General features: G+C 43.8%; 29 protein-coding genes. 5 read left to right on the top strand and 24 right to left on the bottom strand.

What is annotated here, in order from left to right; all coding sequences use genetic code 11:
* Positions 1-14 precede the first annotated feature (14 nt).
* The 9 genes from AAHT65_RS09560 to acpS all read right to left on the bottom strand — a co-directional run bounded on the left by AAHT65_RS09560 (position 15) and on the right by acpS (position 6,383).
* Positions 15-1,022 carry a PP2C family protein-serine/threonine phosphatase gene (locus tag AAHT65_RS09560; RefSeq protein WP_088116555.1) on the bottom strand — a complete coding sequence of 336 codons (1,008 nt, stop codon included), beginning with the start codon at positions 1,020-1,022 and terminating at the stop codon, positions 15-17.
* An 11-nt stretch (positions 1,023-1,033) separates the two neighbouring features.
* Positions 1,034-1,435, bottom strand: a complete 402-nt coding sequence (gene rsbT, locus AAHT65_RS09555; protein ID WP_003328144.1) for a serine/threonine-protein kinase RsbT — start codon at positions 1,433-1,435, stop codon at positions 1,034-1,036.
* A 2-nt stretch (positions 1,436-1,437) separates the two neighbouring features.
* Complete coding sequence (gene rsbS, locus AAHT65_RS09550) at positions 1,438-1,803, bottom strand: RsbT antagonist protein RsbS (RefSeq protein ID WP_010789626.1); 366 nt, start codon at positions 1,801-1,803, stop codon at positions 1,438-1,440.
* A gap of 4 nt (positions 1,804-1,807) precedes the next feature.
* Positions 1,808-2,626 carry an RsbT co-antagonist protein RsbRA gene (locus AAHT65_RS09545; RefSeq protein WP_106272957.1) on the bottom strand — a complete coding sequence of 273 codons (819 nt, stop codon included), beginning with the start codon at positions 2,624-2,626 and terminating at the stop codon, positions 1,808-1,810.
* Between the two features lie 115 nt (positions 2,627-2,741).
* Entirely contained in the window at positions 2,742-3,092 is a 351-nt protein-coding gene (gene ndoA, locus AAHT65_RS09540) for a type II toxin-antitoxin system endoribonuclease NdoA (protein ID WP_003156187.1), read from the bottom strand.
* A 4-nt stretch (positions 3,093-3,096) separates the two neighbouring features.
* Complete coding sequence (endB, locus tag AAHT65_RS09535; protein ID WP_214917186.1) at positions 3,097-3,378, bottom strand: type II toxin-antitoxin system antitoxin EndoAI; 282 nt, start codon at positions 3,376-3,378, stop codon at positions 3,097-3,099.
* 118 nt (positions 3,379-3,496) lie between these two features.
* Positions 3,497-4,666 carry an alanine racemase gene (gene alr / locus AAHT65_RS09530; RefSeq protein ID WP_343311411.1) on the bottom strand — a complete coding sequence of 390 codons (1,170 nt, stop codon included), beginning with the start codon at positions 4,664-4,666 and terminating at the stop codon, positions 3,497-3,499.
* Between the two features lie 167 nt (positions 4,667-4,833).
* The gene (locus AAHT65_RS09525; protein ID WP_094231401.1) at positions 4,834-5,850 is read right to left on the bottom strand and encodes a LolA family protein; all 1,017 of its coding nucleotides are present in this window, start codon (positions 5,848-5,850) and stop codon (positions 4,834-4,836) included.
* A gap of 167 nt (positions 5,851-6,017) precedes the next feature.
* Entirely contained in the window at positions 6,018-6,383 is a 366-nt protein-coding gene (acpS, locus tag AAHT65_RS09520) for a holo-ACP synthase (RefSeq protein ID WP_088116552.1), read from the bottom strand.
* Positions 6,384-6,481: 98 nt separating this feature from the next.
* Here acpS and AAHT65_RS09515 point away from each other — a divergent pair, with 98 nt between their 5' ends.
* Complete coding sequence (locus tag AAHT65_RS09515; RefSeq protein WP_106034462.1) at positions 6,482-7,081, top strand: rhomboid family intramembrane serine protease; 600 nt, start codon at positions 6,482-6,484, stop codon at positions 7,079-7,081.
* Here AAHT65_RS09515 and AAHT65_RS09510 read toward each other — a convergent pair.
* The 6 genes from AAHT65_RS09510 to AAHT65_RS09485 all read right to left on the bottom strand — a co-directional run bounded on the left by AAHT65_RS09510 (position 7,078) and on the right by AAHT65_RS09485 (position 13,863).
* A complete protein-coding gene (locus AAHT65_RS09510) occupies positions 7,078-8,553 on the bottom strand; it encodes a PH domain-containing protein (protein ID WP_327852469.1) in 1,476 nt (491 codons plus the stop codon). The two genes, AAHT65_RS09515 and AAHT65_RS09510, sit on opposite strands and share 4 nt — an antisense overlap.
* The gene (locus AAHT65_RS09505; protein ID WP_003328134.1) at positions 8,543-9,022 is read right to left on the bottom strand and encodes a PH domain-containing protein; all 480 of its coding nucleotides are present in this window, start codon (positions 9,020-9,022) and stop codon (positions 8,543-8,545) included. Before AAHT65_RS09505 ends, AAHT65_RS09510 begins: the two co-directional genes overlap by 11 nt.
* 117 nt (positions 9,023-9,139) lie before the next feature.
* Positions 9,140-10,633 carry a degradosome RNA helicase CshA gene (gene cshA, locus AAHT65_RS09500; protein WP_010789634.1) on the bottom strand — a complete coding sequence of 498 codons (1,494 nt, stop codon included), beginning with the start codon at positions 10,631-10,633 and terminating at the stop codon, positions 9,140-9,142.
* A 164-nt stretch (positions 10,634-10,797) separates the two neighbouring features.
* A complete protein-coding gene (locus AAHT65_RS09495) occupies positions 10,798-11,148 on the bottom strand; it encodes a n-acetylglutamate synthase (RefSeq protein ID WP_425524850.1) in 351 nt (116 codons plus the stop codon).
* Positions 11,149-11,328: 180 nt separating this feature from the next.
* A complete protein-coding gene (locus AAHT65_RS09490) occupies positions 11,329-12,696 on the bottom strand; it encodes a UDP-N-acetylmuramoyl-tripeptide--D-alanyl-D-alanine ligase (RefSeq protein WP_088116548.1) in 1,368 nt (455 codons plus the stop codon).
* A gap of 81 nt (positions 12,697-12,777) precedes the next feature.
* Positions 12,778-13,863 (bottom strand): D-alanine--D-alanine ligase, encoded by a 1,086-nt coding sequence (locus AAHT65_RS09485; protein ID WP_003328130.1) that lies wholly within the window; start codon positions 13,861-13,863, stop codon positions 12,778-12,780.
* A 153-nt stretch (positions 13,864-14,016) separates the two neighbouring features.
* On the opposite strand from AAHT65_RS09485, the gene AAHT65_RS09480 reads away from it, so the two are divergent.
* Positions 14,017-14,337 (top strand): thioredoxin family protein, encoded by a 321-nt coding sequence (locus tag AAHT65_RS09480; RefSeq protein WP_003328128.1) that lies wholly within the window; start codon positions 14,017-14,019, stop codon positions 14,335-14,337.
* Positions 14,338-14,351: 14 nt separating this feature from the next.
* Here the strand turns inward: AAHT65_RS09480 and AAHT65_RS09475 are convergent, their stop codons facing one another.
* Positions 14,352-15,224: a cation diffusion facilitator family transporter gene (locus AAHT65_RS09475; RefSeq protein ID WP_088116547.1), complete on the bottom strand. Its 873-nt coding sequence runs from the start codon at positions 15,222-15,224 to the stop codon at positions 14,352-14,354.
* 286 nt (positions 15,225-15,510) lie between these two features.
* Here AAHT65_RS09475 and AAHT65_RS09470 point away from each other — a divergent pair, with 286 nt between their 5' ends.
* Positions 15,511-15,690 carry a Fur-regulated basic protein FbpA gene (locus tag AAHT65_RS09470; protein WP_061669616.1) on the top strand — a complete coding sequence of 60 codons (180 nt, stop codon included), beginning with the start codon at positions 15,511-15,513 and terminating at the stop codon, positions 15,688-15,690.
* Positions 15,672-15,818 carry a Fur-regulated basic protein FbpB gene (gene fbpB, locus AAHT65_RS09465; RefSeq protein WP_088116546.1) on the top strand — a complete coding sequence of 49 codons (147 nt, stop codon included), beginning with the start codon at positions 15,672-15,674 and terminating at the stop codon, positions 15,816-15,818. Before AAHT65_RS09470 ends, fbpB begins: the two co-directional genes overlap by 19 nt.
* A gap of 40 nt (positions 15,819-15,858) precedes the next feature.
* Here the strand turns inward: fbpB and AAHT65_RS09460 are convergent, their stop codons facing one another.
* The 8 genes from AAHT65_RS09460 to AAHT65_RS09425 all read right to left on the bottom strand — a co-directional run bounded on the left by AAHT65_RS09460 (position 15,859) and on the right by AAHT65_RS09425 (position 24,389).
* Positions 15,859-17,007, bottom strand: a complete 1,149-nt coding sequence (locus AAHT65_RS09460; protein ID WP_343311409.1) for an acyl-CoA dehydrogenase family protein — start codon at positions 17,005-17,007, stop codon at positions 15,859-15,861.
* 126 nt (positions 17,008-17,133) lie between these two features.
* Positions 17,134-17,469: a hypothetical protein gene (locus AAHT65_RS09455; protein WP_003328120.1), complete on the bottom strand. Its 336-nt coding sequence runs from the start codon at positions 17,467-17,469 to the stop codon at positions 17,134-17,136.
* Between the two features lie 98 nt (positions 17,470-17,567).
* Positions 17,568-18,335: an ABC transporter permease gene (locus AAHT65_RS09450; protein WP_061669614.1), complete on the bottom strand. Its 768-nt coding sequence runs from the start codon at positions 18,333-18,335 to the stop codon at positions 17,568-17,570.
* Complete coding sequence (locus AAHT65_RS09445; RefSeq protein ID WP_088116544.1) at positions 18,328-19,254, bottom strand: ABC transporter ATP-binding protein; 927 nt, start codon at positions 19,252-19,254, stop codon at positions 18,328-18,330. Before AAHT65_RS09445 ends, AAHT65_RS09450 begins: the two co-directional genes overlap by 8 nt.
* A 155-nt stretch (positions 19,255-19,409) precedes the next feature.
* Positions 19,410-20,435: an AI-2E family transporter gene (locus AAHT65_RS09440; RefSeq protein ID WP_003328117.1), complete on the bottom strand. Its 1,026-nt coding sequence runs from the start codon at positions 20,433-20,435 to the stop codon at positions 19,410-19,412.
* 277 nt (positions 20,436-20,712) lie between these two features.
* Complete coding sequence (gene dctP / locus AAHT65_RS09435; protein ID WP_034718132.1) at positions 20,713-21,996, bottom strand: C4-dicarboxylate transporter DctP; 1,284 nt, start codon at positions 21,994-21,996, stop codon at positions 20,713-20,715.
* 112 nt (positions 21,997-22,108) lie between these two features.
* Positions 22,109-22,792 (bottom strand): response regulator, encoded by a 684-nt coding sequence (locus AAHT65_RS09430; protein ID WP_343311408.1) that lies wholly within the window; start codon positions 22,790-22,792, stop codon positions 22,109-22,111.
* On the bottom strand, positions 22,782-24,389 hold the full coding sequence (locus AAHT65_RS09425) for a sensor histidine kinase (RefSeq protein WP_343311407.1): 1,608 nt from the start codon (positions 24,387-24,389) through the stop codon (positions 22,782-22,784). Before AAHT65_RS09425 ends, AAHT65_RS09430 begins: the two co-directional genes overlap by 11 nt.
* A gap of 84 nt (positions 24,390-24,473) precedes the next feature.
* Between AAHT65_RS09425 and AAHT65_RS09420 the strand changes: the two genes are divergently transcribed.
* Positions 24,474-25,538 (top strand): TRAP transporter substrate-binding protein, encoded by a 1,065-nt coding sequence (locus AAHT65_RS09420; protein WP_061669612.1) that lies wholly within the window; start codon positions 24,474-24,476, stop codon positions 25,536-25,538.
* Positions 25,539-25,558: the final 20 nt, after the last annotated feature.

Here is a 25,558-nt window from a genome sequence, read left to right as displayed (position 1 = left end):
GGGCTTTTTATTCTTTAAACCTTTCTTGTTAAAACAATTAACGTAAAATCATCATGAAGCTGAAAATCCTGCAATTTAAGAAGGCTTTCGTAAATATTTTGCACCATCTCTTGTGCAGGACAATACATATGTTCCTCTATCAGCTTCTGTATATCAAGACGCTCCAAGAAACCGTCTTCTGACCGGCATTCTGTCACGCCGTCGGAAAATAAAACGATCATATCTCCTTCATCCAGATGCTGTTCATATTCTTCGTAATCGAAATCCTGCGAGATGCCGAGAACCAAACCTTTGGCTGTTAAATCATAGAATTTATTTTCTTTTTTACAATAATAAAAACCAGGTTCATGCCCCGCCGAGGCATATGTGAATTTATGGCTGTTCATATTGTAATTCGCGTAAAACATCGTAATAAACATACTCGGATCAACATTTTGCTCAACTACGCGATTGAGATTTTTAAGCACTTGTGAAGGGTGGATTCCGGTTTCAGGCAAAGAATCCATTGCATACTTAATCATCGACATACATAAAGCGGCCGGTATGCCTTTCCCGATGACATCGGCAATTGCAATGTTAATAGATTCCTTATCTCTGACAAAATGATAATAATCTCCGCTCATTTGTTTAGCAGGAACACTGATTGCGCCAATGTCCAGAGCTTCTTCTTGCGGGATTTTTGTTTCGAGAAGAGTTTGCTGCACGTTCGCAGCGATTTCTATTTCCGATTTGATTTCCTGCTGTATTCCTCTGAGGGTTTGATGCTCCTGATATGCGAGCCCGTAACCTATCATGACTTCTATTAAAAAATCCAGCGAATGAAAAACATCTCCAGGCAGATCCGGATACAGTTCCTTTAACACTTTACGGTGAATACTGATAATTTCTTCCGGAGGAACTTGATGCTCGATTGTTTTTCGGCTGAATTTTTGAGCTTGATATAAAGATGTTTCTGTTAATTCGGCTATATATCGACTAAGCAGCTGATGATACCGCTGCTCAATAACCTCCTTGAAATCCACTTTCTTACCTCCTACCGAAGCCATTTGATGGCTTGTATCTCCGTACCTTGCCCCGCAACGGAATTTAAGCTGAAATCATCCATCAGCCTCTTTACGCCCGGAAGCCCCGCTCCAAGCCCGCCAGATGTTGAAAAGCCGTCTTCCATTACTTTGCGGATATCGGCAATTCCGGGTCCTGTGTCCTCCGCTATAATTTTAAGTCCTTTTTTGCCTCTGTCAGCTACCTGTTCGATGCAGACTTGACCTTTACCGGCGTATAAATAGATGTTCCTTGCTAACTCTGAAATAGCCGTCGTGATTCTTGCCTGGTCAACAGTTCCGAAGCCTAATTCTTTCGCAACGTTTCGCCCAAGCTGTCTCGCGGCCACGATGTCCCATTCTGTCATGATCTTTACACAGGATTGGTCGTTCATAGCTATTCCCCCAATTCCCGCTTCAATGTCTCAAGCCCTTGCTCTAAATCGAGCGCTGTTTCAATTTCTTCAAGCGCTATGCCGAGTTCAATCAGCGTAACGGCTACAGCAGGCTGAATTCCTGTTAAGACAACTTTGGCACCCATTAATTTTGACATTGTAATCACATCACCCAGTACTTTCGCGATAAACGAATCAATCATGTCGACTGAGGTGAGATCAATAACAACTCCGTTTGCGCCTGTTTCATAGATTTTATTTAATAGATCCTCTTGAAAGTGCAATGCGGTTTGATCGTCAAGCTCCCATTGAATGGAGACTAATAAGCAATTGTATAGTTTCAGGATCGGGATTTTCGGATGTCTCAAAATGTTATTCCCCCAATGAAACGATTTTTCGATTTGTCATTTCCAATGCTGTTTGAATTCCTTTTTGAAGGGTATTCTTAGTAATAATCTGTGATAAATCTATTCCCAGATTGACGATGGTTTGAGCGATTTCCGGCCGAATTCCCGCCAGCAGGCATTTTGCTCCAACAAGCCTTACCGCTTCTGATGCCTGAATAATATGGTGGGCAACCATTGTATCGACAACCGGAACCCCCGTAATGTCGATTAAAACAACCTGTGAGCGATGTTTCACCACGCCATTCAGCAGGTTTTCCATAATTCTTTTTGCGCGTTCGGTATCAATCGTTCCGACAAGCGGCATAACCGTGATATGTTCAAACACCGGAATAAGCGGCGCAGAAAGTTCTTGAAGCGCGATTTTTTGAAGGGAGACGGTTTTTTCCCAAGAGATTGAATATTGGTTTAAGATTTCCGTGTTGATCGGATTGAAAAAACTTTCAATCTGCCAGATTAACTCCGTACTTTCTTGATCTGTTAAAGTGCCGTCATTCATTTCCTTGTAAAGATGTTTCCAGAATTCCGAAAGGCCTGTAGCTAAAAACTTTAAGGACAGACCGATTTGAACGGCTCTGAGCGCCAGTTCGCTTACTTGTTCCTCAGCAATGGTTGCTGTTGAAGAAGAAAGAAGAATCTCTATATAATCTTTGCATATATTTTTGTACACTTGATCAGTCAGCTGATATGATTCTTGATCACTTAGTTTCTTTAACGTGTTTGTCCACTGTTCGAGCAGTTCATTCTGATTCTCTGAAATGAACCCATGTATCGTCTGATTCGGCATTTCATTGTACCTCCCGGCAAAAAGCAACATTTTATATCTTTATTTATCTATTATAGCGTTAATTTTTTTCGAAAACAAAAAAAGTTGCCCCTTATGAGCAACCAAGAAAATATTACTAAAAATCAATGAGTGCCAAACTAATTTGTAAGGCTTCATCAACCTTATCCATCATTTCATCATCCAGATGAGTAATCTTATCCGTTAATCTTTGCTTGTCAATCGTCCGAATTTGTTCCAGCAAAATAACGGAGTCTCTTTCAAAACCGTAGCGTTTCGCATCAATTTCGACGTGGGTTGGTAATTTCGCTTTCTGTATTTGGGCTGTTATGGCTGCAACAATAGCAGTTGGGCTAAAGCGATTTCCGATATCATTTTGAATCACCAAAACCGGGCGCACTCCGCCTTGCTCTGAGCCAACAACAGGAGATAAATCAGCAAAATAAACATCGCCGCGTTTAACAATCAAATGATTATCCTCCGCTGACTAAGCGCTCAACGGTCGTTTCTGCTTCGCACTCAGCAAAATGAGCTTCAGAAGAAATATTCAGGTTGATTTTCGCCATTTCCATATATCCGCGTCTCATCAAATCACGGTTGTGACGAGTTGTGCGTTCGCTGACATAGGCTCTCACTGCTTGTGATATTAGTTCGTTTCTGCTTCGTTTCTCCCGCATCGCTACACCATCCAATTCAGCTACTAGTGCTTCCGGCAAGCTAATCATCAATTCGGTTGTTGCGCTGGATTCAGACAAAAAACATACACCTCCACCAAACTTACGGATACGACTCGTTTATCCATCCAGTGATAATCATACCATTATTCACACATCAAGCAAAGCTGTTTTATAGATTCTCTTTTTGTAACAGAGGCTATTTGCTTGCATTTTCCTGCAATAAAGGATTTCTTACTTCCATTATACTCCCATTTTCCAAAAACATACGGGGAACGCGGGAACTTATTGTACATGTCACTTCATAGTTAATTGTTTCCAGCCGGCTGGCGATTTCATCAACGGTTATGCAGTCGTCCTTTTGTCTGCCGATCAACGTGACTCTGGTTCCCGGGGGATACTCTTTATCCAGTTCAACCATAAATTGATCCATGCAGATTCTTCCTGCAATTTTGAGCCTTTTGCCGTTTATGAGAACCTCAGTTCCTTGCAGTTTTCGCAGCCACCCGTCCGCGTAACCGACCGGCACCGTGCCGATCCATTGGTCTTTCTCAGCCGTATATGTCGCGCCATAGCTGACACTCTCCCCTTTGTGTATTTTTTTCACATGGGTCAAAGTGGAGTTCAGGGTGAATGCCTGGTGCAGACGGAACGGAATCTCGTTTGTTATTTCAGCGGACGGACGAAGCCCGTACATGCCGACTCCGAATCGGACCGCGTTAAAAAAGCCTTTTTTCAGACGCAGACCGGCGGCGCTATTTGCGCAGTGAACCATGAGCTGCTTCCACGGAAGCGGAGCAATCAGCTCTTTAAATCGTTCAAACTGCATGAGGAAATAGCTTCTGTCTTTTTCATCGGCTGTTGCAAAATGAGTAAAAACGCCTTTGCATAGTAAGCCGGGATTGCGTTCCAGAATTTTCATCACGTTTTGGACTTCTTCTTCTGTTTTGACGCCGAGTCTGTTCATTCCCGTATCTACTTTAAGATGAAAGTGGACGGGGGTCTCTTTTATGTGGCGGGCAGCTTCCTGTATCCATTCGACTGAGTAGCCTGTCAGCGTAACGTCATATTCAGCCGCTATCTCCACATACTCCGGCGGAACGGCTCCAAGCACCAAAATAGGCGCGGCCAGGCCGCGTTTTCGCAATGATATCGCTTCATCCAAAATGGCAACAGCAAGGCATGAAGCACCTGCGGACAATGCCGCTTCGGCCACTTCCGCATCACCATGGCCGTAGGCGTTTGCCTTCACTACCGCCATTAGCTCAACGCGGTCACCGATATGCTTTTTCATATTGCTTACATTTTCTTCTATCGCAGACAAGTTAATTTCTGCCCACGTATCTCTGTAAAACGGTTTTATGTTCATCAGGACACTTCCTAGTGTTTATTCACTTCATATCATACTAAAAACAAAGGACAAAGTGAAACTCCCTACTTAAGGAATTTTTTTACTGAGGAGCATCCGTCCATTTCAGCGGCTTGCTGTTAGTATTTACGAAAAAAGAGGCCAAAGATGAATCGGCCTCTTGGTGTTTATTTTGATGATTGCCCTTGCATGCTTTTCGCAACTGTCACCATCTCTTCCTGGGTCAGGTCTTTCGATGACAGAAGGTAATCGACTCCTTCATGTGTCCACGATAAGGACGTATCTGATAAAGCTCCGATTGTCATCCCCAGATTAACAGGCTCTCCGTTCAATGTAACGGATGTAGAAGCTTTAGCGACTTGAGCTTTTTCCTGAATTAAGGTGAATGATTTTTCTCCGCCGTAGGTCATGACAATCCGGCGCCCTTCTTCAGTTGTAATATCTTTTTCTTCAAGCTTCTTCACGCCCAGAGGCAGTTCCAGCGGCGTTTTTACAGCAAATGTGTCTGAAGGCTTCGCGCTTGTGGCAACATCCATTTGGGAAAGGGTCATATTTTTCTTTTCGTCAAATGATTCTTTGTCAAATTGTTTATTGAATTCGAAGTTGCTGAATTCAACCTTCACCATGACTTTGCGGTCTGTGTCCATCACTTTTACGGATGATGGGCTCATATCCTTTTTGTTGAATGTGATTTCTTGTGTCGGCAGCATTTTGTTGTGCTGATAGTTTGTTTTTGTTTCAAACACGTATTTTGATTCTTTTGAAGAGAAAACAGCGTCCGAATCATTTTGAACATCCTTCACAAGTGATTCAAATAAGTAAACCTGGCTGCTGTTGTTCGGCCAGTCGCTTTGGAACCGGAAGCTCTTATTTAAAGACGGCGTGAGAACAAATACTCCGTTGTCATTTCGTAAAATGACCTGATTTTGATCTTTCTTCGGATTTTCTAAATAAACCCGGTATAAAGAAGGTTTTTTGTGCCAAATCTCCACGTTGTATACCTGCGGTTCACTTCCTGTCTCGATGGTCATTTTTGCTTTTGCTTTGTATGAGGTGTATTCCTTCGCCTTTTTGTCTAATCCAGTTACGACATCTTCCTGTGACTTTTGTCCGCAGGCAGAAAGAATAAGGACAGCAAGCAGTCCCGTTAAAAGCAAAACAAAGCTTTTTCTCACCTTTTTCAACCCCTTCTTCTCAATTGATGTAAAAGGAAGAAACCGCTTGTTTGACTTTAACGGTACGCTTGGAACACTCTTTTAGACAGAACGGCTGCGTACCATAAAAGCCTCAAACAACTTGTCTCCCTTAATGCATTATCAAATATATGAGAGGGACCGTACGAATATGCAGACTAGCTTGACAACCTTTCAATCAAAACCTGCGCTGCCGCATATTCCTTCGTATGTGTGATGGATACGTGAACATTGTCCTGACTGAGTTTCGCGCATACGATAGAGGGTTTGCCATGGGTATCTTTTTTCACTTCGATATCTTGAAAGCTGAGATGCTTGCCTATTCCTGTTCCAAATGCTTTTGAGAATGCTTCTTTCGCGGCGAATCTGCCAGCGAGAAATTCAATTTTCCTCTTTGCTGAGAGCGATTCATACTGGGCTTGTTCTGATTCAGTCAGAATCCGTTCAGCGAATCTTTCCTGCCGGCGGCACAAGGAAGCGATTCGATCAAGCTCAACGATGTCTATACCAATACCGTGAATCATATGGGATGATCCCTCCTGAAAGTCTGTACTATTTAAATGGTTTATCTCATAAACGTGTTACTATATAAATACCAAAAATGATGGCAAAGGGGCTCATGATGTTTATACGAACTGAAAATTTCCAAACATTTATCAGGCTTTATCCCGCCGTTGCTTGTATATTAGCCATTCAATCAGTTTTGTGGATTTTTTTCAAATTGCCCATTCATTCGGTCATATTATGGGGAGATGCCGTAACAGGCTATAACCTCGGGGTGGCTAACGGAGAATGGTGGCGGCTGATTACACCTATTTTCCTGCATGCCGGATTTGCCCACCTTCTTTTTAATTCGATGTCCATCTTTTTATTTGCTCCCGCTTTAGAACGGCTGCTTGGAAAAGCCCGTTTTCTTCTTGTATATGTCGGATCAGGCATAATCGGAAATGTCGGCACCTACTTCACTGAATCGCTTGATTACGTGCATGTGGGCGCTTCAGGCGCGATATTCGGCTTGTTCGGTGTCTATCTGTATATGGTTCTTTACCGAAAAGAACTTATTGATCAGGAAAATTCGAAAATGATTATCACACTGCTCGTTGTGGCCGTTCTCATGACGTTTATCAATTCAAATATTAATGTTATGGCCCACCTGTTCGGGCTTGTCGGCGGGTTTGTTCTTTCATTCTTATGTGTCCAAAAAAAAGAGCGGCGGTTTTAACCGTCCGCTTTTTCGTACGTATACCATCGAAAAATGTGCTGCGCGTCCTCCGCTTCAATATCCTTTACCGTTAATTCTTCCATATTGTTAGATGATTTAACAGAAGTTGAGATGGTAGAGAGCTGTTTTTTTGTCTGGAAATAGGATTGGCTGACTTTATAAATCTGCATTCTTCTTCTGAGTATAATCGCCGTGTTTTTTCCGACAAATCTTGTGGTGAGCTGAAGCTTTTCCCCGCTGATGTGCCAAGAGGAGTCCTTATACGCTAAATAGCCAAAGACTAATTCGATCGGCAGCAAGATAAGAGAAAAATATCCCCATGGCCGGAAAAAGATACATAACGGAATGATCAGCACGATTGAAAATATCGTTGAACGGAAAAGATATCGTCTTAATGCCCGCTTTGGCAGATGATGGCTTTTTGCTTCAAATGTATACTCCGGCGTAAACGTTCTCAGTATGCCCGCCAGCTTTTTTTTCTGGATGACGGGAAACAGTATGGTCGAAGCGCCTTCTTTTTCGTTATCGCCGCCGCCCGCGCTGACAATCGTGACGGTCACAAAGCCCAAAAGCTCTCTGATGATATTTTCTTTGATTTTAATCGCTTGGATTTTGCGGAGCGGTATCGTCACTTGATGCTTTTCGATAATCCCCCGCGAAATGACCAGCTCATGCTCTTTTTTTTCAATTTGGAAGTTGGCGTATTTTATCATCATCCCCGCAATACTGAGGAGCCATGCGATAAATAAGCCGATAAAAATGAGAACTGCATACATGCCTATATTGGCACTTTTCAGGAAAGAGAATTTATCATAAAACCAATCCATCGGCAGAAATTCATCAATTTGCGAAAAAAGCGCAATGACGGCTGAAATAATGACACCGATTCCGCCAGAAGTCGAAGCTGCAGCGAGCAGCTCTTTTATACCCATCTGGTAGCGGGCATGGATTTTTTCGGTTTCAGGCGCTTCGTCTTCCTTCATTACAGGGCCTTCTTCCCCCATGTCCTTAATCTTTTCTTTTTGGGTAAAGACTGCTCTTTTGATTCTTTCTGCTTCTTCTAAAGAGATGGCCGATAATACGGCTTCCGCGTCTTTTCCTCCGCCGGCCGTTTCAATTTGCAGCTTCACCAATTTGAATATTTGCTGTATCAGACCGGCGCTCGTATTCATAGATTGAATCCGTTCCATGGATATGTATCTCTTTTTCGTAAAAAACAAACCTTCTTCTATTCTAACTTCATCCGCTTCAATCCTGTAGGTGAATTTTCTCCATTTGATGATGCTGGCCGCTATGAGCCAAATAAACAAAATACCAAGCGCGATGCCCCCGTAAAAACGAATCGCATGGTTAGAGTTGACGACGAACACGAAAAAGAATGGAAGAATGATGTTTTTTATCGTTTGAACGATGATATGGAATAAATTTAAGATCATCGCCGCCGGGTGAAGGCGTTTCGGTTCAGACATCATCTTCAGTCACCCTCGCCAAACGCGAAATCGAATCTCTTAACCGGTCCGCTTCTTCCATTTCGAGTGCAGGAATGGAATGAGTGGTGGCGGCTGTGGAGATTTTGACTGTGGCCAGATTATACTTCCTCAAAAGCGGTCCTTGTGAGGTATCCACATGCTGCACCCTGACCATCGGCACAATGACACGCGTAACCACAAAGATGCCTGACTGTATATCAATTTCATTTTCATGAACTTCATAACGCCACACTCTGTGCCGGATTTTCGGAATAAACACAATGGTGAGCACTGATTCCAGAACCAACAAAACAGCGAGCACTCCGGTTATCCAATATGGCCAGTGAAAGTAATAGCTTAGTACGGCAACCGCTATAACGATAAGTAAACAAACAGCGGATACAATGATTTCTTGAAATCTCCAAACTTTTAATCCGTTTGGACTGATTTGATTTTTGGGCTGCCCTCTCAAAATACCAACCTCCCGTTTTCTTTATCATACATACAAATACGTTTTTATCAAAGAAAAGTTTCATTTTGCGGCATACAAAAAAAGCGAATCCATTAAATGGATTCGCTTCTTTTTTTATTAATATGATTTTTTCTGGCGTCTTTCCCCTGAAGGACGTCGGTCGTTAGACGAACGTTTTTTATCATAGGAAGAACGGCTGTTGCTTTTTGATTTTCCGCGATAGCCGCCGCCTTGTCCGCCGCCGCCATCTCTTCTTTTTGAAGAGCGGTGGTTTCTATGGCGTTTGCCTACCATCGGTGCTTCGTCTGTAAGGCGAACCGGTGTATCATCAGGCTCTTTCGTGGACATTTTAATTGCCGCTGCCACAACTGTCACTGCGTCATGATCTTCTAACAGCTCTGCTGCAGCAGTCATGTAGAAGTTCAAGTTGTTTTCACTGATGATCGTGCGAAGGCGGTCAACAGTAACCTGCTGCTGTCCTTCAATTGCTTCATCAAGTGTAGGCTCTTTCATGCGGTCCATTTTACGCTTCGTTGTTTGCTCAATTGCACGAAGCATGTCTTTTTCACGCGGTGTGATAAATGTCATCGCCATACCTGTTTTTCCTGCACGGCCTGTTCTTCCGATACGGTGAACATAGCTTTCAGGATCTTGAGGCACGTCAAAGTTATATACGTGAGTTACACCTGAGATATCAAGTCCGCGGGCAGCTACGTCAGTCGCCACAAGAACTTCAATCGCACCTTGTTTAAACTTACGGAGCGCAACCATACGTTTAGCTTGCGTCAAGTCGCCGTGAATTCCTTCAGCCGTGTATCCGCGAAGGTTCAAAGCTTCAGTCAATTCGTCAACGCGGCGTTTTGTGCGGCCGAAAACGATCGCAAGTTCAGGAGACTGGATGTCAAGCAAACGAGTCAATGTATCGAATTTTTTACGTTCATGCACTTCCAAGTAGAACTGCTGGATGTTTGAAACCGTCATTTCTTTTGCTTTTACTTTTACATGCTCCGGATTTGTCATGAAGCGTTCTGCGATCCGTTTGATCGGCGCAGGCATTGTAGCAGAGAAAAGCAGCGTTTGATGCTCGCTAGGAACATTGGAAAGAATAGATTCGATATCCTCGATGAATCCCATGTTAAGCATTTCATCCGCTTCATCCATAACAACAGTGTTTACGTTGTTCAGACGCAGTGTGCGGCGGTTGATGTGGTCAAGAAGACGCCCCGGCGTACCGACAATGATATGCGGGTTTTTCTTTAACGCACGGATTTGTCGTCCAATATCCTGTCCGCCGTAAATAGGAAGAACTTTCGCACGTTTATCTTGTCCGATTTTATATAATTCTTCAGATACTTGAATAGCTAATTCACGTGTTGGCGCGATTACAATTGCTTGGATATTAGGAGACTCGGGGTTAATTTTCTCAACAAGGGGTATACCAAACGCAGCTGTCTTACCTGTACCTGTTTGCGCTTGTCCAATGACATCTTTATGCTGAAGTCCGAGCGGAATCGTTTCTGCCTGAATCGGTGTTGCTTCTTCGAATCCCAAGCGATTTATAGCTTTCATGAGATCAGAACTTAATTGAAAATCTTGAAACGTTATAGTCAAATTATTCAAACTCCTTCTAATTGCTGTTTCAGTAATGTCGTGATTTACCACTAAAAACTGCCCTTCATACTAAAGGACAGGATCCATACGTATACAAAGCCCGAATTACTTTACGTTTTATCTTACCATTACACTATGTGTTTTTCAATAAGGGGAGAAATGGATCAGCTTTCGATTTCTTCGACAACGGAGCTTCCTTTGCTCTTTTGTCCGTCCATCATCTGCCATTCTTCATGAAGGCGGACCCTGCCGTCTTCACCCACCTGCGGAGAAGAAACACATTCACCGCTTTCCAGTTTGCCCCCAGCATTTACATGATGGTATCTGAAATACAGCGTGTCATCTTTTTTCACAGTTCCTACAAGAACTCCTGAAATAATGCCGCCCCCGGCGTAAGTCCCCGACAAAATAATGCCGTCCTGCTTGTAGTGGAAGACAGTTTCGCCGGACACTTCACCGTCTTCAGAAACATGAACACCAATAAAAATGCGCCCATCATAATTTATCAATTCCATCCCGCCTTTTCATAAATTGTATCACAGCCGCAGATGGTCTGACAGGTTTATTTCAAGTGAACCATTATTAGTTTCTGCACTTTTATTTTATTTTATGAAGCGTGCGGCGTTTTTTCTTTTATAGCTTCAGGAAATTCTCTGGTTTTTATAATACCCAAGTTGAGAACGGTTAAACCTTTTTCAGCCCTTCATTAAATCTTTAACGATTTCTTCAAGCTTCATACCTCTGGATGCTTTAAACAGGATTAAATCTCCTTTTTCAGCCTTTTCGGCAACGGCTTGCAACAATTCTGTTTTATCATTGAAATGGCTGACGCGCTCTTGGTCAAAATGCCGGTGCGCTCCCGCTGCGATGAAGGCGCCAAGCTTTCCGTACGTAAAAACATAGTCAATCGCCGCCGGATTAATCACGGCGCCACACTCTGTATGGAATTCTTGTTCAAGATCGCCGAGTTCAAGCATATCTCCAAGCACAAGCATTTTTTTGCCATAGCCTTCCATGCTTTCTATCAGCTCAATTGCAGCCTTCATAGAGGTCGGACTTGCGTTATAAGCATCGTTAATGATGGAAACACCGCTCTCGCTTTTCAGCAGTTCCAGTCTCATTCCGGTTACTTTCAGCCCGCTTAATCCTTTCGCAGCGTTGTCAGGCGTGATTCCAAAGTGAATACCCGCGGCAAAGGCGGCGATTGCATTTAACACATTGTGCTTTCCGAGTACCGGGATAAAGAATGTCTTGTCTATTCCTTTTATGCTGAAATGTGTGCCGTCTTCCGTTTGTTTTACGTCCTCCAGCTGATAATCGTTGCCTTCATCCGCTCCGAAGGTTTTCGTACGGCAGCTGTAGCTTCTCTTGTTTAAGAGCGGTTCATCCCCGATATAAATAAGGATGCCTTCTTTTTTAAGGCCATTGGTAATTTCAAGCTTCGCTTCCGCAATGCCTTCCCTCGATCCTAAATCTTGCATATGCGATTCGCCGATGTTGGTTATTACCGCAGCTTCCGGATTAGCAAGACGAGTAAGGAGGTCGATTTCTCCTTTTCCGCTCATTCCCATTTCAAGGACCGCGACTTCAGTATCTTCCGGCATAGAAAGAACGGTCAGCGGCAGGCCGATATGGTTGTTAAAGTTTCCTTCTGTTTTATGAACACGGAATTGCGTTTGCAGCACAGCGTGGAGCATATCCTTTGTCGTTGTTTTACCGTTGCTGCCTGTTACACCGATGACACGTGTGCCGAGCTCTTGTAAGTACGCTTTTGAGAGCTCCTGAAGCGCTGCCAGCGTATCATCCACAAGAATGACAGCCTGATCTTGAGGCGGATTCGGTTCAGATTTATTCCAAAGCACAGCGGATACGCCATTCTCAAATGCCTGCCCGACAAATGTATGCCCGTTGAAATTCTCTCCTGTCAGCGGAATGAAGAGCTGGTTTTTTTCAAGCTTTCTCGTGTCAGTTGCTACTCCTTGAATCACTATATTTTCATATGCGGGATCTGTCAGTGTGCCTTTGACCATTTCTGCGATTTTCTTTGCTGTTCGCTTAATCAATTGAGGCACCTCTCTTTCTTTTAAATTTTTCTTCAGTACGGGAAAAGACACTGCCTTATGACTGGCAGTGTCCTTGGTGCATTAACATGTATGTTTAATCAATTGTTTTTCTGCATGCCGTTCCTTTGCCAGATCAACAAGCTGTTCAATTAAGTCGGCGTATTCAATGCCTGCTTCTTTCCAGAGAAGCGGGAACATGCTGAATGGCGTGAAGCCCGGCATCGTGTTGACTTCATTGATCAGCACTTCGCCGTCAGCTGTCAGGAAAAAGTCCGCTCTGACAAGGCCTGATCCGTCAATTGCTTTGAAAGCTTTGATCGCCATGTCACTGATTTTAGCGTATTGGTCATCCGTCACTTCCGCCGGAATGATAAGGTCAGTGTCCCCGTCCTCGTATTTCGCTTTATAATCATAGAAATCAGTTTTAGGTGCAATTTCTCCGACAACGGAGCATTTCGGTTCATCATTTCCGAGAACGCCGATTTCAATTTCCCGGCCGATGACGCCTTCTTCCACCACTACTTTGCGGTCATATTGGAACGCAAGCTCAAACGCTTTTTCCAATTCTTCACGGCTGCGGCACTTGCTAATTCCGACGCTTGAACCCAGGTTCGCCGGTTTCACAAAGCATGGATAGCCCAGTTCCTTTTCAACTTGTTCACAGCATTCCTCAGAAGAACGGCTCCAATCTTTTTTAAGGAAAGCCGCATACTTAGCCTGAGAAAGGCCTGCTTGGGCAAATAAGTGTTTCATCACAACTTTATCCATACCCGCAGAAGAAGCAAGCACTCCGTTACCGACATAAGGAATATTTAATAGTTCAAGCAGCCCTTGGATTGTGCCGTCTTCTCCATTTGGACCGTGCAATAGCGGAAACACGACATCAATCGCTTCGTTTTCTTTCGAAGAATCTCCCGGGAACATTTCTTTATTCAAAGCTGCCGGGGAAAAAGAACTCCCGTTTTGTTCGAGCTGGAGCATTTTCACATTAGAGACCGGCTCTGTTAAACGCGCCCCTCTTTGCCACTCGCCTTCTTCAGTAATATAAATCGGATGTATATCAAACTTCTCAGTATTTAGCGCTTTTGTTACAGCCAAAGCTGTCTGCAGCGAAACGTTATGCTCGGCTGACTTGCCGCCGTACACCAATCCTAGACTTGTTTTCAATGGATATTCCCCCCACTACAATTCATCTTTACTATCTTATCATTTTCATAAGAAAATGATCTAATTATTTTTGGGCCGATACGAAGGTAAAAGCATTTGTATGTAATTCCTTTTTATTTTATATTAAAATGGCATTGAAAGGAGATGTGACATATGAAAAAAATCACAACAAAAGAACAATTTAATGAACTTATTCAATCTGATAAAGAAATCATTATCAAATTTTACGCTGACTGGTGCCCTGATTGCACACGCATGAATATGTTCATCGGCGACATTTTGGAAGCCTATAATCAAAATGATTGGTATGAACTGAATAAAGACGAGCTTCCGGAGCTTGCCGAAACATATCAGGTCATGGGTATTCCAAGCCTGCTAGTTTTCAAAAACGGAGAAAAAACAGGCCACCTTCACAGCGCAAATGCGAAATCACCAGAGGAAGTAACTGAGTTCTTATCTGAACATATAAGCTAATTCGGTAAACAGGCTTATTTTATGTCGTCGGGCTCTACATGAACATGAACATGAGTGACATCATGTTCATTTTTTATTGCATTTTCTACTTCATCAGCCACGTTATGTCCTTCTTCCACAGACAACTTCGGATCAACTGTAATCACCATTTCAATATGGACCGCGCTGCCGAGATACCTCGCTCTTACATCCTTTAAACGGTTCACGGTTTTCACTTTGCTGACGGTCAGTTTGTAAGGCTCTAGATCCTTCAGATAAAATCCGTCGGTTAATGAGTGGGATGCCTCTTTGAATATATCCCATGCGGTCTTACAGATGATGATCCCGATAATAAATGCCGTCACAGGATCAATCCACGGCAGATGCAGCTGGGCGGATATGACACCTACAAATGCTCCTGCACTTACGAAAGCGTCTGATCTGCTGTCTTTTGCCGCAGCCAAAAGCGCTTGGCTTTTAATACTGGCGGCCAGCCGTTTATTGTACATATACATGCTGTACATCACAGCAGCCCCTCCCAAAGCAGTCCATGCGGCTATCATGCTCGGTGTTTCGGTCGTCCCGCTTACAATTGACTTTCCTCCCCCAATAAGGACTTCAATTCCGACAGCCATCATAATAAAAGACGCAATAAGCGAGGAAATTGTTTCAGCGCGATAATGGCCGTATGGATGATCACTGTCGGCAGGCCTTTGGGAGATTCGCAGGCCGATCAAAACCGCAAGCGACGCAACGATATCCGTTCCGTTGTTTAATCCGTCTGCACGAAGCGCTTCGGAATGATATAGAGTGCCGATGACCAGCTTTATCACAGCAAGTATTATGTAGGCCGCAATGTTAATGATCGCCCCTTTTTCCCCTCTTTTTAAATTATCCGTTCGATCCACCGCAAATCAGCCTCCATTCTATAACATAGTATGGATAAAAACGCTTAAAATAAGCAATTTCTATTCTTGTCGGTCTAGACAGGATTTTTAAAGCAGAGAAATATGTCAAATTATTGCCCGGGAAACTTTGAGATTGTCGAATAGCGGCCATAATAAATACCCTCTGTAAACAAATTGTCAAAATTTTGTTGACAGACACCTTTACATATGTTTTTAAAAATTGTATACTAACCTTAATTGATAATGATTATCAATATCGTTTGTGTGATTGGAGGTTGATGACACTATGGCTCCTCAGATCAGAAATGCCATTGAAATAAGGAAAAAACAGCTTATTCATATGCTGATTCAGAACGGTATATATAAAAAGTCAGAGCGTCATTTATATGAATTATCATTAGGTGAATTAGAAAGTGAATATAAAATATGCCAGAAGGGTGCAGAATCATGCCAAAACGCAAAGTAAAGACTTATGAGCAGCTCGTTCAGGAAAATAAAGAAGCGATCATACGCAGTTCCGAGCTTATGAACATCATTTACGACAGGATCGACCGTAAGTATCAAAAACAGCTTCAAGAGAAAAATAATACATAAAAAAAGAGCCTGGGATGAAGTGCACCCCAGGCTCTTTTCTTTATTTGTCAAATGCTTCTGAAGCTAACTTTTGTATGACCGCATCGTCCATCGGCGGGTTATGCAGCCCGGCCCGAACATCGCGGTAATAGCGCTGCAGCGGATTCGTTCGTTCAAGGCTCTTTGCCCCGACGATTCTCATGGCTTTATCTACCACAGAAATGGCTGTGTTTGTCACGATGTGTTTCGCCGCGCCAAGTTCGCTTTTCAAATAAGGACGGCGCTCCGGATCATCATACAATTGGGCTGCCCGAAACAGAAAGTGTCTGGCATTCAGCAATTCGAGCTCCATTTCACCTACGCGTTTCTTCACTGCGGGCACCTCTTTAATCGGACCATTCAGGCTGTTCGGCGAATACTCAGCGGCAAAGCGGACCGCATAGTCTCTCGCTGCCTGAGCGATTCCGAGATAGACGGCCGTGATATGGAGCAGCCAGCCGTTCGGCTTTTTGCCTCGCGGTCCCGAAAGTGATTCCACCAGCTTATTTTCATCAAGGGTGACTTGTTTCAGGACAAGGTCATGGCTCCCTGTCGCCCGCATCGCAGCCATATCCCATGTCTCTTCAATAGACACGCCTGCTTCATCCTTATGAATCAGAAAGACACCGACCGTTTCTTTTTCTTCCACCCAAGCCGTGACTAAGAAGTAATCCAAAGCCTGAGACATCGTGGTGAAGGTCTTTCTTCCGTTTACAATCCATTTCCCATTTCTTTTCACAGCATTTGTGCCGGGTCGTCCGCCTCTAGTCGGGCTGCCCGTTTTTGCCTCTGTCGCTGCTCTGTTGATGACTGCTCCCTGTTTCACTTCTTCTGTGATAAAGGCAAACACGTCTTCGTCCCAGCTGTTTCCCTCACCAAGCTCTCCCATTACGCTAACATGCCAGCCGATGCTGAGGGCGCAAGGAGCATCCCCACGGGCGAGACGTTCTTGGAAAAGCAGCATATCATAGACCGATATTCCTGTTCCGCCGTGTGATTTTGGCACCGTCAAGGCCGTGTATCCCGAATCACGCAAGACTTGGATTTTTTCGATAGGAAATCGTCCGTGTTCGTCATCAGAAGCTGCCGTTTTTTGAAATTCATCTGCCAGCCGGCCTATTTTCTCTATCCATTGCCGCTGCTGTTCATTGTATATAAATAAAGATGACATCAGGCAATCCCTCCAAATTCAATTCCGATAAAGTTAATAAGTATTATAGATTTTCACCGGTTATTCCGCAACTGTTAACATTCCGGACAGCACAAAAAAACACGCCGTTCCAAAAGGAACAGCGTGTTAAACGATCCGTGCATCCCGGTCCTGTTTCATCCCGAGATAGATCAGCATATAGGTCAGGTAGCCCATCGTCATCACCAATCCGCCAAAGAAAAAGCTTGAGAATATCGGTTCTTCGAAGGCGGTAACTGCAGCAAGCACAATCCAGCTGGCATACAGATAAATGATGAAGTAACGGAAACCTTTCTTCATTTTGTATATAAGGAACAGACCCACGAGTGAAAACAATCCCAGTGCAAGCCTGAAGTAGACCAGATGTTCAAACTGAAACATAAATGACACAAATGAGAAGCCCAGCAATAATACAATTGGTAAAGCGGTAATAAAGTTTCTCAATAGTAGAGCACCTCCGTCAATACCTTTATTATAAATCAAAACGACAAATAATATTGATTATCGTGAGCATTTTCACAAAAATGTCATTCCTTTACTTTTTAGACCCGAACATCCCGTTTGCAAAAGCTCCACCAGGCGACCGCTAAAAAGAATACGACATGTATCACAATAATTCCGATTGAAAATAAAGGCGTCATTCCGGAAAACCATGTTTTTTCTCCGCTGCTGTATTGGGTGAAGTCTGTATTCGCAAAGAGCAAAAAGCTTCCCCACCTGTTCTCGAATAAAGCCATAATCGAGACAAGCGATTTCGCTCCGTATAACACGATAAAAGAAATAATAACCGACATGGAGCTGTTGCGGAATAAGGCTGAGCATAACAAGGCGAAGCAGGCCATCGCCACAGCCTCAATCCAATTGGTGCCGATCAGCTTTAATGTATTGAAAAAGAGCGTGTCTGATTCTGAGTTTAGCGACGTGCCAAAAAAGACCAAGCCGAATACAAGTGACAGGATGTAATACGCAAGATACAGATAAATACTGACTAAAATGACCGTAAATAATTTAGACAGAAAGACCCGCTCGCGTTTCACCGGACGGATGAGCAAAAATTTGATTGTTTTCTTATCAAATTCAAGTGAGATAATAGTTGCCGCGATCACAATGGTTAAGGCTTGCAGCAAGATATTCAGGCTCGGCGTATATGAAAAATAGCCGATGAAATTTTCATCTGTTCCCGCACTGATAACAATCCGTTTAATAATCAGCGCCATAAAAAAGTGAAACACAGCCATCAAAATAAGCGACACGAGTGTTACTTTCCGATTGAAGAGCTTCATGTGTTCATTCCAGATTAATCTAGGCATTCTGTTCTCCCTCCTCTTGAAATGCTGTGGTCGCCTTGATAAATTCATCTTCTAGTGATTGCGTATAAGGGGTAATAGCATATACGCTGAAATTTTGTTCGATTAATGATCGATTCAGCTGAGGAATGTTCTGTTTTGAGACATTGACTGCAATGGCATCCCCGTAAACTTCTGCGACAAACTTGTTGGCAGCCAGCCATTCAAGCGCTTTTTCTGCCGGCTGCACTTCGATCACGGCTTTTTCTGTTTTTTCATCTATCTCATTCAGATTCACTTCTGCTTTGATTTCACCTTTTTGAATGATGATGACGCGGTCGCAAAGATCCTCGACCTCCCGCAATAAATGGGTCGCAAAAAGAATCGTCGTCTCTTCCTTCTCGGCAAGCTCCTTCAGGTGCTCCCGAAAATCTTTCATGCCTGCAGGGTCAAGCCCGTTTGTCGGCTCGTCCAGAATGAGCAGCTTCGGCTTGTGCAGGATGGCTTGGGCGATACCCAGCCGCTGCCGCATGCCGAGGGAATATGTTTTCACTTTATCATGGATCGCGGAGGTTAATCCCACCCGCTCTATGACTTCTTCAAGTCTTTCTTCATCTATTTTTTTGTGCATGTTGGCAAAATGTTTCAAGTTATCCCATCCTGTTAAATACGGATAGAATTCTGGGTTTTCCACGATTGCGCCGACTGCTTCGAGCGCCTTTTCGAACTCCGTGTCGTGCTGGAATCCATTAATCGTAATCCGTCCGCTGTTTTGCTTCAACAGCCCGACGATGATCCGGATTAAGGTTGTTTTTCCTGAACCATTCGGACCGAGAAGCCCGATGATTTCTCCTTGACGGACATCCATGCTGATCTGTTTTAAAATGTGTTTTGCGCCAATCTTTTTATTGAGGCCTTCAATATGTAAAATGGGCTCATCCATAAAGTCTTCCTCCTTTTTCGCATAAAAAATAAACAGCGCCTATCAATTAGGCACTGTTTGTATTATAACATTTGTCGCCACTGAATGAACGGATGGTCCATATACACTGATAGAGCGGCTTTTTTTGTTTCTGTGAGATGACGAATGGGGTCCCATTACCCGGGTTCATTATCCTTATTCGTCACATCAAGAATATCGAGAAGGAATACAAAGATCGGAATTCCGATAATCAAACCCCAAATGCCGAGAAAATGCTCAGAAAAAATTAATACGGTAAAGGTAAAAAAGATTGGCAGCTCTGTCTTCGCGGACATCAGCTTCGGGTTCAGGAAATAGGTTTCGATTGCGTGAATCGCCATAATGACCAGCACGATGTAAAGAACATACATCCCTCCGCCCGTACTATAGGCGATGATACTCAGCGGGACAAGCGAGATCACTACACCCGCAACCGGGATCAATCCGAGAAAGAAGACCATAATGGAGAGGCCGAACAGCTGCGGAAAATGCATAATCCATAGCGCGATAAACGTTAGGATGCAGTTGACCAGCGCAATAATAAATTGAGCTTCCAGCACTTTGCCGAACGTTCTGGCAAATTTCCCTCCAAAAAAAGCAAATTCATTATAAAACACTGCCAGCTTGCTTGTTTTGAATTTTTCCATAAATTCTGAAAGACGCTTTTTTTCAAATAAGAAAAACATGCTGAGAATAAGAGCCATCACGATCTGTAATCCGAATGTGCTGATATCGGCCAAATAGGTGTACAGCACGTTGAAGGCTTCTTTTACATACGAACTGATATTGATATCTCCGAAGACATTCGACACCTCATCGAAGAAAGGAATGCTGTTCGGGTGATAAGCGATATATTTGATTTGCTTAATAAGCTGTTCAATTTGGGCGGCCACTACAGGATAAAAGACAAAACCGCCAACCGTAAGCCCGACAGCGAGCGCTATATAGAGTAAGGTAATGATTCCGCGCTGACTGACACGAAAAAAGCGATTCAAAAAATGGCGAACGACATTTTCTAAACGGTTCATCAAAAATGTAAAGATAAATGTAAGCAAAATCAGATTGATCATGCTTTTAAAGAGATATAACACACCAGCCAATACAACAAAGACGAGAAAACGTCTTACTCCCGGGTGCTGGAAAAATTTAATCAAAGCCGTCATTTATACACCCCTGCTAGGACAAAAGCCCTTGTATTCATAAACATAGTTTTCATCTACATTTGTAAATTATATAACAAAAAAACGCTGAGGTCTCTGTCCATCCATTAAGATTTTCAAAAAGAATTATTATTTATCCATTCAGCCGATTATGCCTTCCATCCCTTACAATTCTGGAAAAATATACCGACATGAGGAAGCCTTTTGTGAGGGGAGGTTTGAGGGATCGGCGCGGGAACATAAAAAAGAACGGCGCGTTGACACGTGCCGTTCTTTCCCTTTAGACTGCTGTTTTCATTTTTTTCATATCTGCGACTGCCTCTACGCTTTTCGCTTCGTCAAATTCATTTTCGCTTTTTGCGACAATGATGGTGGCGATTCCGTTTCCGATCAAATTGACGATGGCTCTGCCTTCACTCATGAAGCGGTCGACTCCAAGAAGGAGCGCCAAACCTTCAAGCGGAATGACCTGAAGGGCGGCTAAGGTTGAGGCGAGCACGATAAAACCGCTTCCCGTCACGCCTGCCGCGCCTTTGGAGGTGAGCATCAGAACGAGAATGATCGTAATCTGCTGGCCGATGCTGAGGTCGACTCCGAACACTTGAGCGAGAAAGACCGTGGCCATTGACAGATAGATCGAAGTTCCGTCAAGGTTAAATGAATAGCCCGTCGGAATGACAAGGCCGACGACAGATTTGGAACAGCCATAGCGCTCCATTTTATCCATCATGCGCGGCAGTACTGATTCTGATGAGCTTGTGCCGAGTACAATCAGCAGTTCATCTTTTATAAACCGCAAATAGTTCCATAGGCTGAATCCGAATATTTTGCAGATGATGTTCAAAACAACAAATACAAACAAAAACATCGTGATATAAACGGACAACATTAAACTGGCGAGCGGCTTGATGGAGTCGAGCCCGAAGTGTCCGATCGTGTAGGCCATGGCTCCGAATGCGCCGAGCGGAGCGGCGCGCATGATGTAACCGATGATCTTAAAAAATACGTGCGAGATTTTGTCAAAGAAATCAATGACGCTTTTTCCTTTTTCCCCTAACGCCGCAAGACCGACTCCGAATAGAATAGAGAAGAATAAGACCTGCAGAATATCCCCTTTAGCGAAGGCATCAACCATATTGGACGGAACGATGTGGGTGATAAACTCAATCCAATCTATCCCCTGTCCGCCATTTGCCGTGTACTGTGACACGTCTCCTTTTTCGAGCTTGCTGTAATCCAAGCCTTCTCCCGGTTTCATAATATTGACGACAAACAGCCCGATGATGAGCGCGAGCGTTGTGACAACCTCAAAATAAATAAATGCTTTTCCCCCTACTTTTCCAACCTTTTTCATATCGCCCATTTTTGCAATCCCGAGGACGATCGTAAAGAAAATGATTGGCGCGATCACCATTTTTACAGCGTTGATAAATGTATCGCCGAGCGGTTTCATTTCTTTGCCGACATCAGGCCACACCAGTCCGACAATGACCCCGATAATGACCGCCGTTATGACTTGAACGGTTAAGTTTTTGAATAGCTTAGACAGCTTCAATTTGTCCATCCCCCTGTCTTGTCATACATTTATGTGTCTTTCTTACTATAATGATAGCGTTTTCATTAAATAGGGGGAAGCTTATGATCATAACGGACATTTTGGTCTTTTTGGTCTTTTGTCAGGGTACAAACAAATAGCGGTTGACCGGACGGCCCACTCCTCCGTACTGGACGTCCAATTTAATCTTTCCGTCCTTTTCTAAAAAATCGAGATAGCGTCTTGCGGTGACCCTGGCGATTCCCAGAGCGTTTGCGACCTGTTCGGCAGAAAGGGATGTTTTTTGCTGCTTCAAGTAGGTCATGACCTCATTAATTGTGAAATGATTTAAACCCTTGGGCAATTCTTCGCCGGATTGCTGCGGCATATTGAGAATCATGTCCAGCTGAATTTGTGATAGTGTCTCGTTTTCTTCTATTCTTCGTTTATATTGTTTGTATTTTTCAAGCGACTGCTTCATCCGTTCGATTTTGAAAGGTTTCAGAATATAATCGGCTGCTCCGTTTTGCAGCATCAGATTGATGGTTTCTTTATCTTTTGCCGCGGAAACGACAATGACATCGACTTCGAGCTTTTGCTTTCTGATCTCTTGTAACGTTTTGACGCCATCTTTTTTAGGCATATAGACGTCAAGTATGACAAGGGCCGGTCGGTTTTCTTTGATCATCTTAATGCCTTCTTCCCCGTTTCCCGCTGTTCCGCATACTTCAAAGCCTTTTACACTTGCGATGAATTCTTTGTTCACTTCCTGAACCATTGGATCATCTTCTATCAAAAGAACCTTTATTGTCTCCTTAACTGCCATGAATTCTTTCCTCCCCCTTCATTGGAAATACGATTGAAAAGGACGTTCCCTGCCCCTCGTGCGATGCGACCTCTATCGTGCCCAATCCTTTGTCGGTGATTTGTTTGACTAAATAGAGGCCATAGCCCGTCCCGCCGGTTTTATTCATTGTAAATCCTTTATCATAAAGATACGGAATGTGCGCTTTTGAAATGCCGCATCCGTTGTCTTCTATTAAAATCGCAAGCACTTCATCTGTTTGTTCTATGCTGATATCAATTCGTTTCTCTTCCGCATGGACCGTGTCATATGCTCCGAATGCATTTTCGATCAGGTTTCCGAGCAGCACAACGATATCATGCTGATCAATATGTTCGGGGAAATCCCGGAGACTGCTGTTTTCGTCAATAGACACGAGAATGCCTAGCTCTTTTCCTCTTTTTATTTTACTTAAAAGCAGTCCGGCCGCGGCATCATTCCGAATGGATTGGTGAAGAAATTCATTGACGCTTTCCTGCTCTGAAGAAGCCTGAAACGCCAATTGCATGGCTTTATCAGATTTCCCCAGCTGTATCAGCCCCGCAATGGTATGGAGCTTGTTCATATGTTCGTGGTTTTGGACACGGAGCGCGTCCACAAAGTTTTTGACGCCGGTCAGTTCCTCAGCCATTTTTGCCGCTTCGGTGCGATCTTGAAAAATGGCGACGGCGCCGATGACTTTTTTCTTCATGACAATCGGGATTCTGCTGCTCATAATGATTTTTCCGCTGACCTGTATTTCTTCGTTGTAAACGGGTTTGTTCCGTTCCACGATTTCCGGCAGCCGCGAATCTTTGAGTACGTCCCAAATCAGCTTTCCGACCAGTTCGCCCTTCACTTCGAAAATCTGCTTTGCTTTTTCATTAAATATCGTAATGATGTGCTGATTATCAATGGCAATGACACCTTCATTGATGGAGTGAAAAGTAGCTGTCCGTTCCTCAAACATTCTCACAATCTCATACGGTTCGAGCTGAAACATTTGTTTTTTAATGTGGCGCGCCAGCAAAAAGGAGCCCGCCAGCCCAAATCCGAGGGTGAGCATCACGATGAAAAGGATGTCGCGCTTCAAGTTTAAGATAATATCGACGATGCCCGGCAGTTTTTTTCCGACAAGCACCACTCCGATCTGATTTAATTCCTGATCCTTAACCGGATAAAAAGCGCGGACGGCTGTCCCGATTTCGCCTTTTGCCTCTGAGAAATAAATATGTTCTGCAAATGCGGCTTCTTCGTCTGCCCCCTCGGATCGCTGACCGATCATGGTGCTGACGGGGTGAGAATAGCGAATATGATCCATGTCCATCACCACGATGTAGTCCGCTTCGTTGATAATACGGATTTGCTCAACGGCACTGCTCACTTGTTCGTTTTGATGTTGCTCTGTTAACGCCTGTTTGACGTCTGTAAGCTCCGAAACGGTTCTGGCTGTGTTCATCAGCCGTTTTTTCAGCTCGCGCTCCTCTGTATGCTGGATATTCCCAATGAGGACAATGCCCCCGATAAGTAAAGAAAAAGTAACAACAATGTATGACAGGATGGTAATTTTCCACCGGATCGAAAGCTTCCTCTTTTTCATGGGCTTCTCCTTTCCCCTCTTCATCTTTACGAATGTCTTCGCCCCTATTATGCTTAATCATAAGGGATGACGGGAGGGCCTGAGATGAAGAGTTTGATGACATGCCTCGGATTGATGATACTCGGTATTGTAATCGCTTTATTTATAGGCTTCCATGATCGTGAAGCTCATGAGGAGCTCTATTACGATGATGATCAGGAAGGCTTAAATGACCAGATTGTTTTCAGATTCAGCCATGTGGTTGCTGAAAATACGCCAAAGGGGCTGGCTGCCAATAAATTTGCGGAGTTGGTCCGTCAAAAGTCAGGCGGACACATAAAGATTGAAGTTTTTCCGAATGGGAGTCTCTATTCTGATATTGAAGAAATTGACGCTTTGCGAAAAGGCGATGTGCAATTTATCGCTCCCTCCACCTCAAAGCTCGGGATGCTTTCTCCGGAATGGGGCGTTTTGGACTTGCCTTATGCGTTTACGAGCTACGATGCCGTTCAGGAAGGCTTAAACGGCGAAATCGGGACGCAGCTGTTTGCTTCTTTAAAGAAAAATAATATGAAAGGGTTGGCTTATTGGACAAACGGCTTTAAGCAAATCACATCCAATAAGGGCCCGATTCGCACGCCCGATGATTTAAAGGGTCAAGCGCTCCGCATTATGCAGAGCGACGTGATTGAAGACCAATTCCGGCAGCTCGGCGCAGCGCCCCGTCAAGATTCGTTCAATTCTACCTTTCAGCTATTAGAAAACAACCTTGTCGACGGGGAAGAAAATACAATCTCCAACATCTATTCTAAAAAATTTTATAATGTTCAGGACTATTTGACAATCAGCAATCACGGCTATCTCGGCTATGCCGTCATGACGGACGAGCATTTTTGGAACTCACAAACAGAGGAAACAAAGCGCATTCTGACTGAAGCGATGAAGGAAACGACGGAGTGGAATGAAAAACACGCCGAACAAATGAATAAGGATCAGCTTAAAGAGATCAAAGAGAATTCCCCGATCAGCATCTATCAGCTGACAAAGGCAGAGCAAGATGAGTGGATGAAACGCCTTGATCCCGTGTATCAGCAATATGAATCGGTGATCGGCCGTAAATTGATTCGCGAGCTGCTGGAATTGCGGAAGTCTTACGAAACTGATTCGTAGCAGGTTTTGCCGTCCCGATA

Origin of the sequence: Bacillus atrophaeus (assembly GCF_039519175.1) — a bacterium.
Taxonomy (GTDB): Bacteria; Bacillota; Bacilli; order Bacillales; family Bacillaceae; genus Bacillus; species Bacillus atrophaeus.
Note: the sequence above shows the minus strand (reverse complement) of the source record. Positions and strands in the feature narration are given on the sequence as shown.

Coding starts and splice junctions, on each gene's coding strand:
- rsbT (WP_003328144.1), bottom strand. CDS start 1,435: ATGAACGACCAATCCTGTGTAAAGATCATGACAGAATGGGACATCGTG.
- AAHT65_RS09545 (WP_106272957.1), bottom strand. CDS start 2,626: ATGCCGAATCAGACGATACATGGGTTCATTTCAGAGAATCAGAATGAA.
- alr (WP_343311411.1), bottom strand. CDS start 4,666: ATGAACATAAAACCGTTTTACAGAGATACGTGGGCAGAAATTAACTTG.
- acpS (WP_088116552.1), bottom strand. CDS start 6,383: ATGATTCACGGTATTGGTATAGACATCGTTGAGCTTGATCGAATCGCT.
- AAHT65_RS09515 (WP_106034462.1), top strand. CDS start 6,482: ATGTTTATACGAACTGAAAATTTCCAAACATTTATCAGGCTTTATCCC.
- AAHT65_RS09510 (WP_327852469.1), bottom strand. CDS start 8,553: ATGATGTCTGAACCGAAACGCCTTCACCCGGCGGCGATGATCTTAAAT.
- AAHT65_RS09495 (WP_425524850.1), bottom strand. CDS start 11,148: ATGGAATTGATAAATTATGATGGGCGCATTTTTATTGGTGTTCATGTT.
- AAHT65_RS09480 (WP_003328128.1), top strand. CDS start 14,017: ATGAAAAAAATCACAACAAAAGAACAATTTAATGAACTTATTCAATCT.
- AAHT65_RS09470 (WP_061669616.1), top strand. CDS start 15,511: ATGGCTCCTCAGATCAGAAATGCCATTGAAATAAGGAAAAAACAGCTT.
- fbpB (WP_088116546.1), top strand. CDS start 15,672: ATGCCAAAACGCAAAGTAAAGACTTATGAGCAGCTCGTTCAGGAAAAT.
- AAHT65_RS09460 (WP_343311409.1), bottom strand. CDS start 17,007: ATGTCATCTTTATTTATATACAATGAACAGCAGCGGCAATGGATAGAG.
- AAHT65_RS09450 (WP_061669614.1), bottom strand. CDS start 18,335: ATGCCTAGATTAATCTGGAATGAACACATGAAGCTCTTCAATCGGAAA.
- AAHT65_RS09445 (WP_088116544.1), bottom strand. CDS start 19,254: ATGGATGAGCCCATTTTACATATTGAAGGCCTCAATAAAAAGATTGGC.
- AAHT65_RS09440 (WP_003328117.1), bottom strand. CDS start 20,435: ATGACGGCTTTGATTAAATTTTTCCAGCACCCGGGAGTAAGACGTTTT.
- dctP (WP_034718132.1), bottom strand. CDS start 21,996: ATGGACAAATTGAAGCTGTCTAAGCTATTCAAAAACTTAACCGTTCAA.
- AAHT65_RS09430 (WP_343311408.1), bottom strand. CDS start 22,792: ATGGCAGTTAAGGAGACAATAAAGGTTCTTTTGATAGAAGATGATCCA.
- AAHT65_RS09425 (WP_343311407.1), bottom strand. CDS start 24,389: ATGAAAAAGAGGAAGCTTTCGATCCGGTGGAAAATTACCATCCTGTCA.
- AAHT65_RS09420 (WP_061669612.1), top strand. CDS start 24,474: ATGAAGAGTTTGATGACATGCCTCGGATTGATGATACTCGGTATTGTA.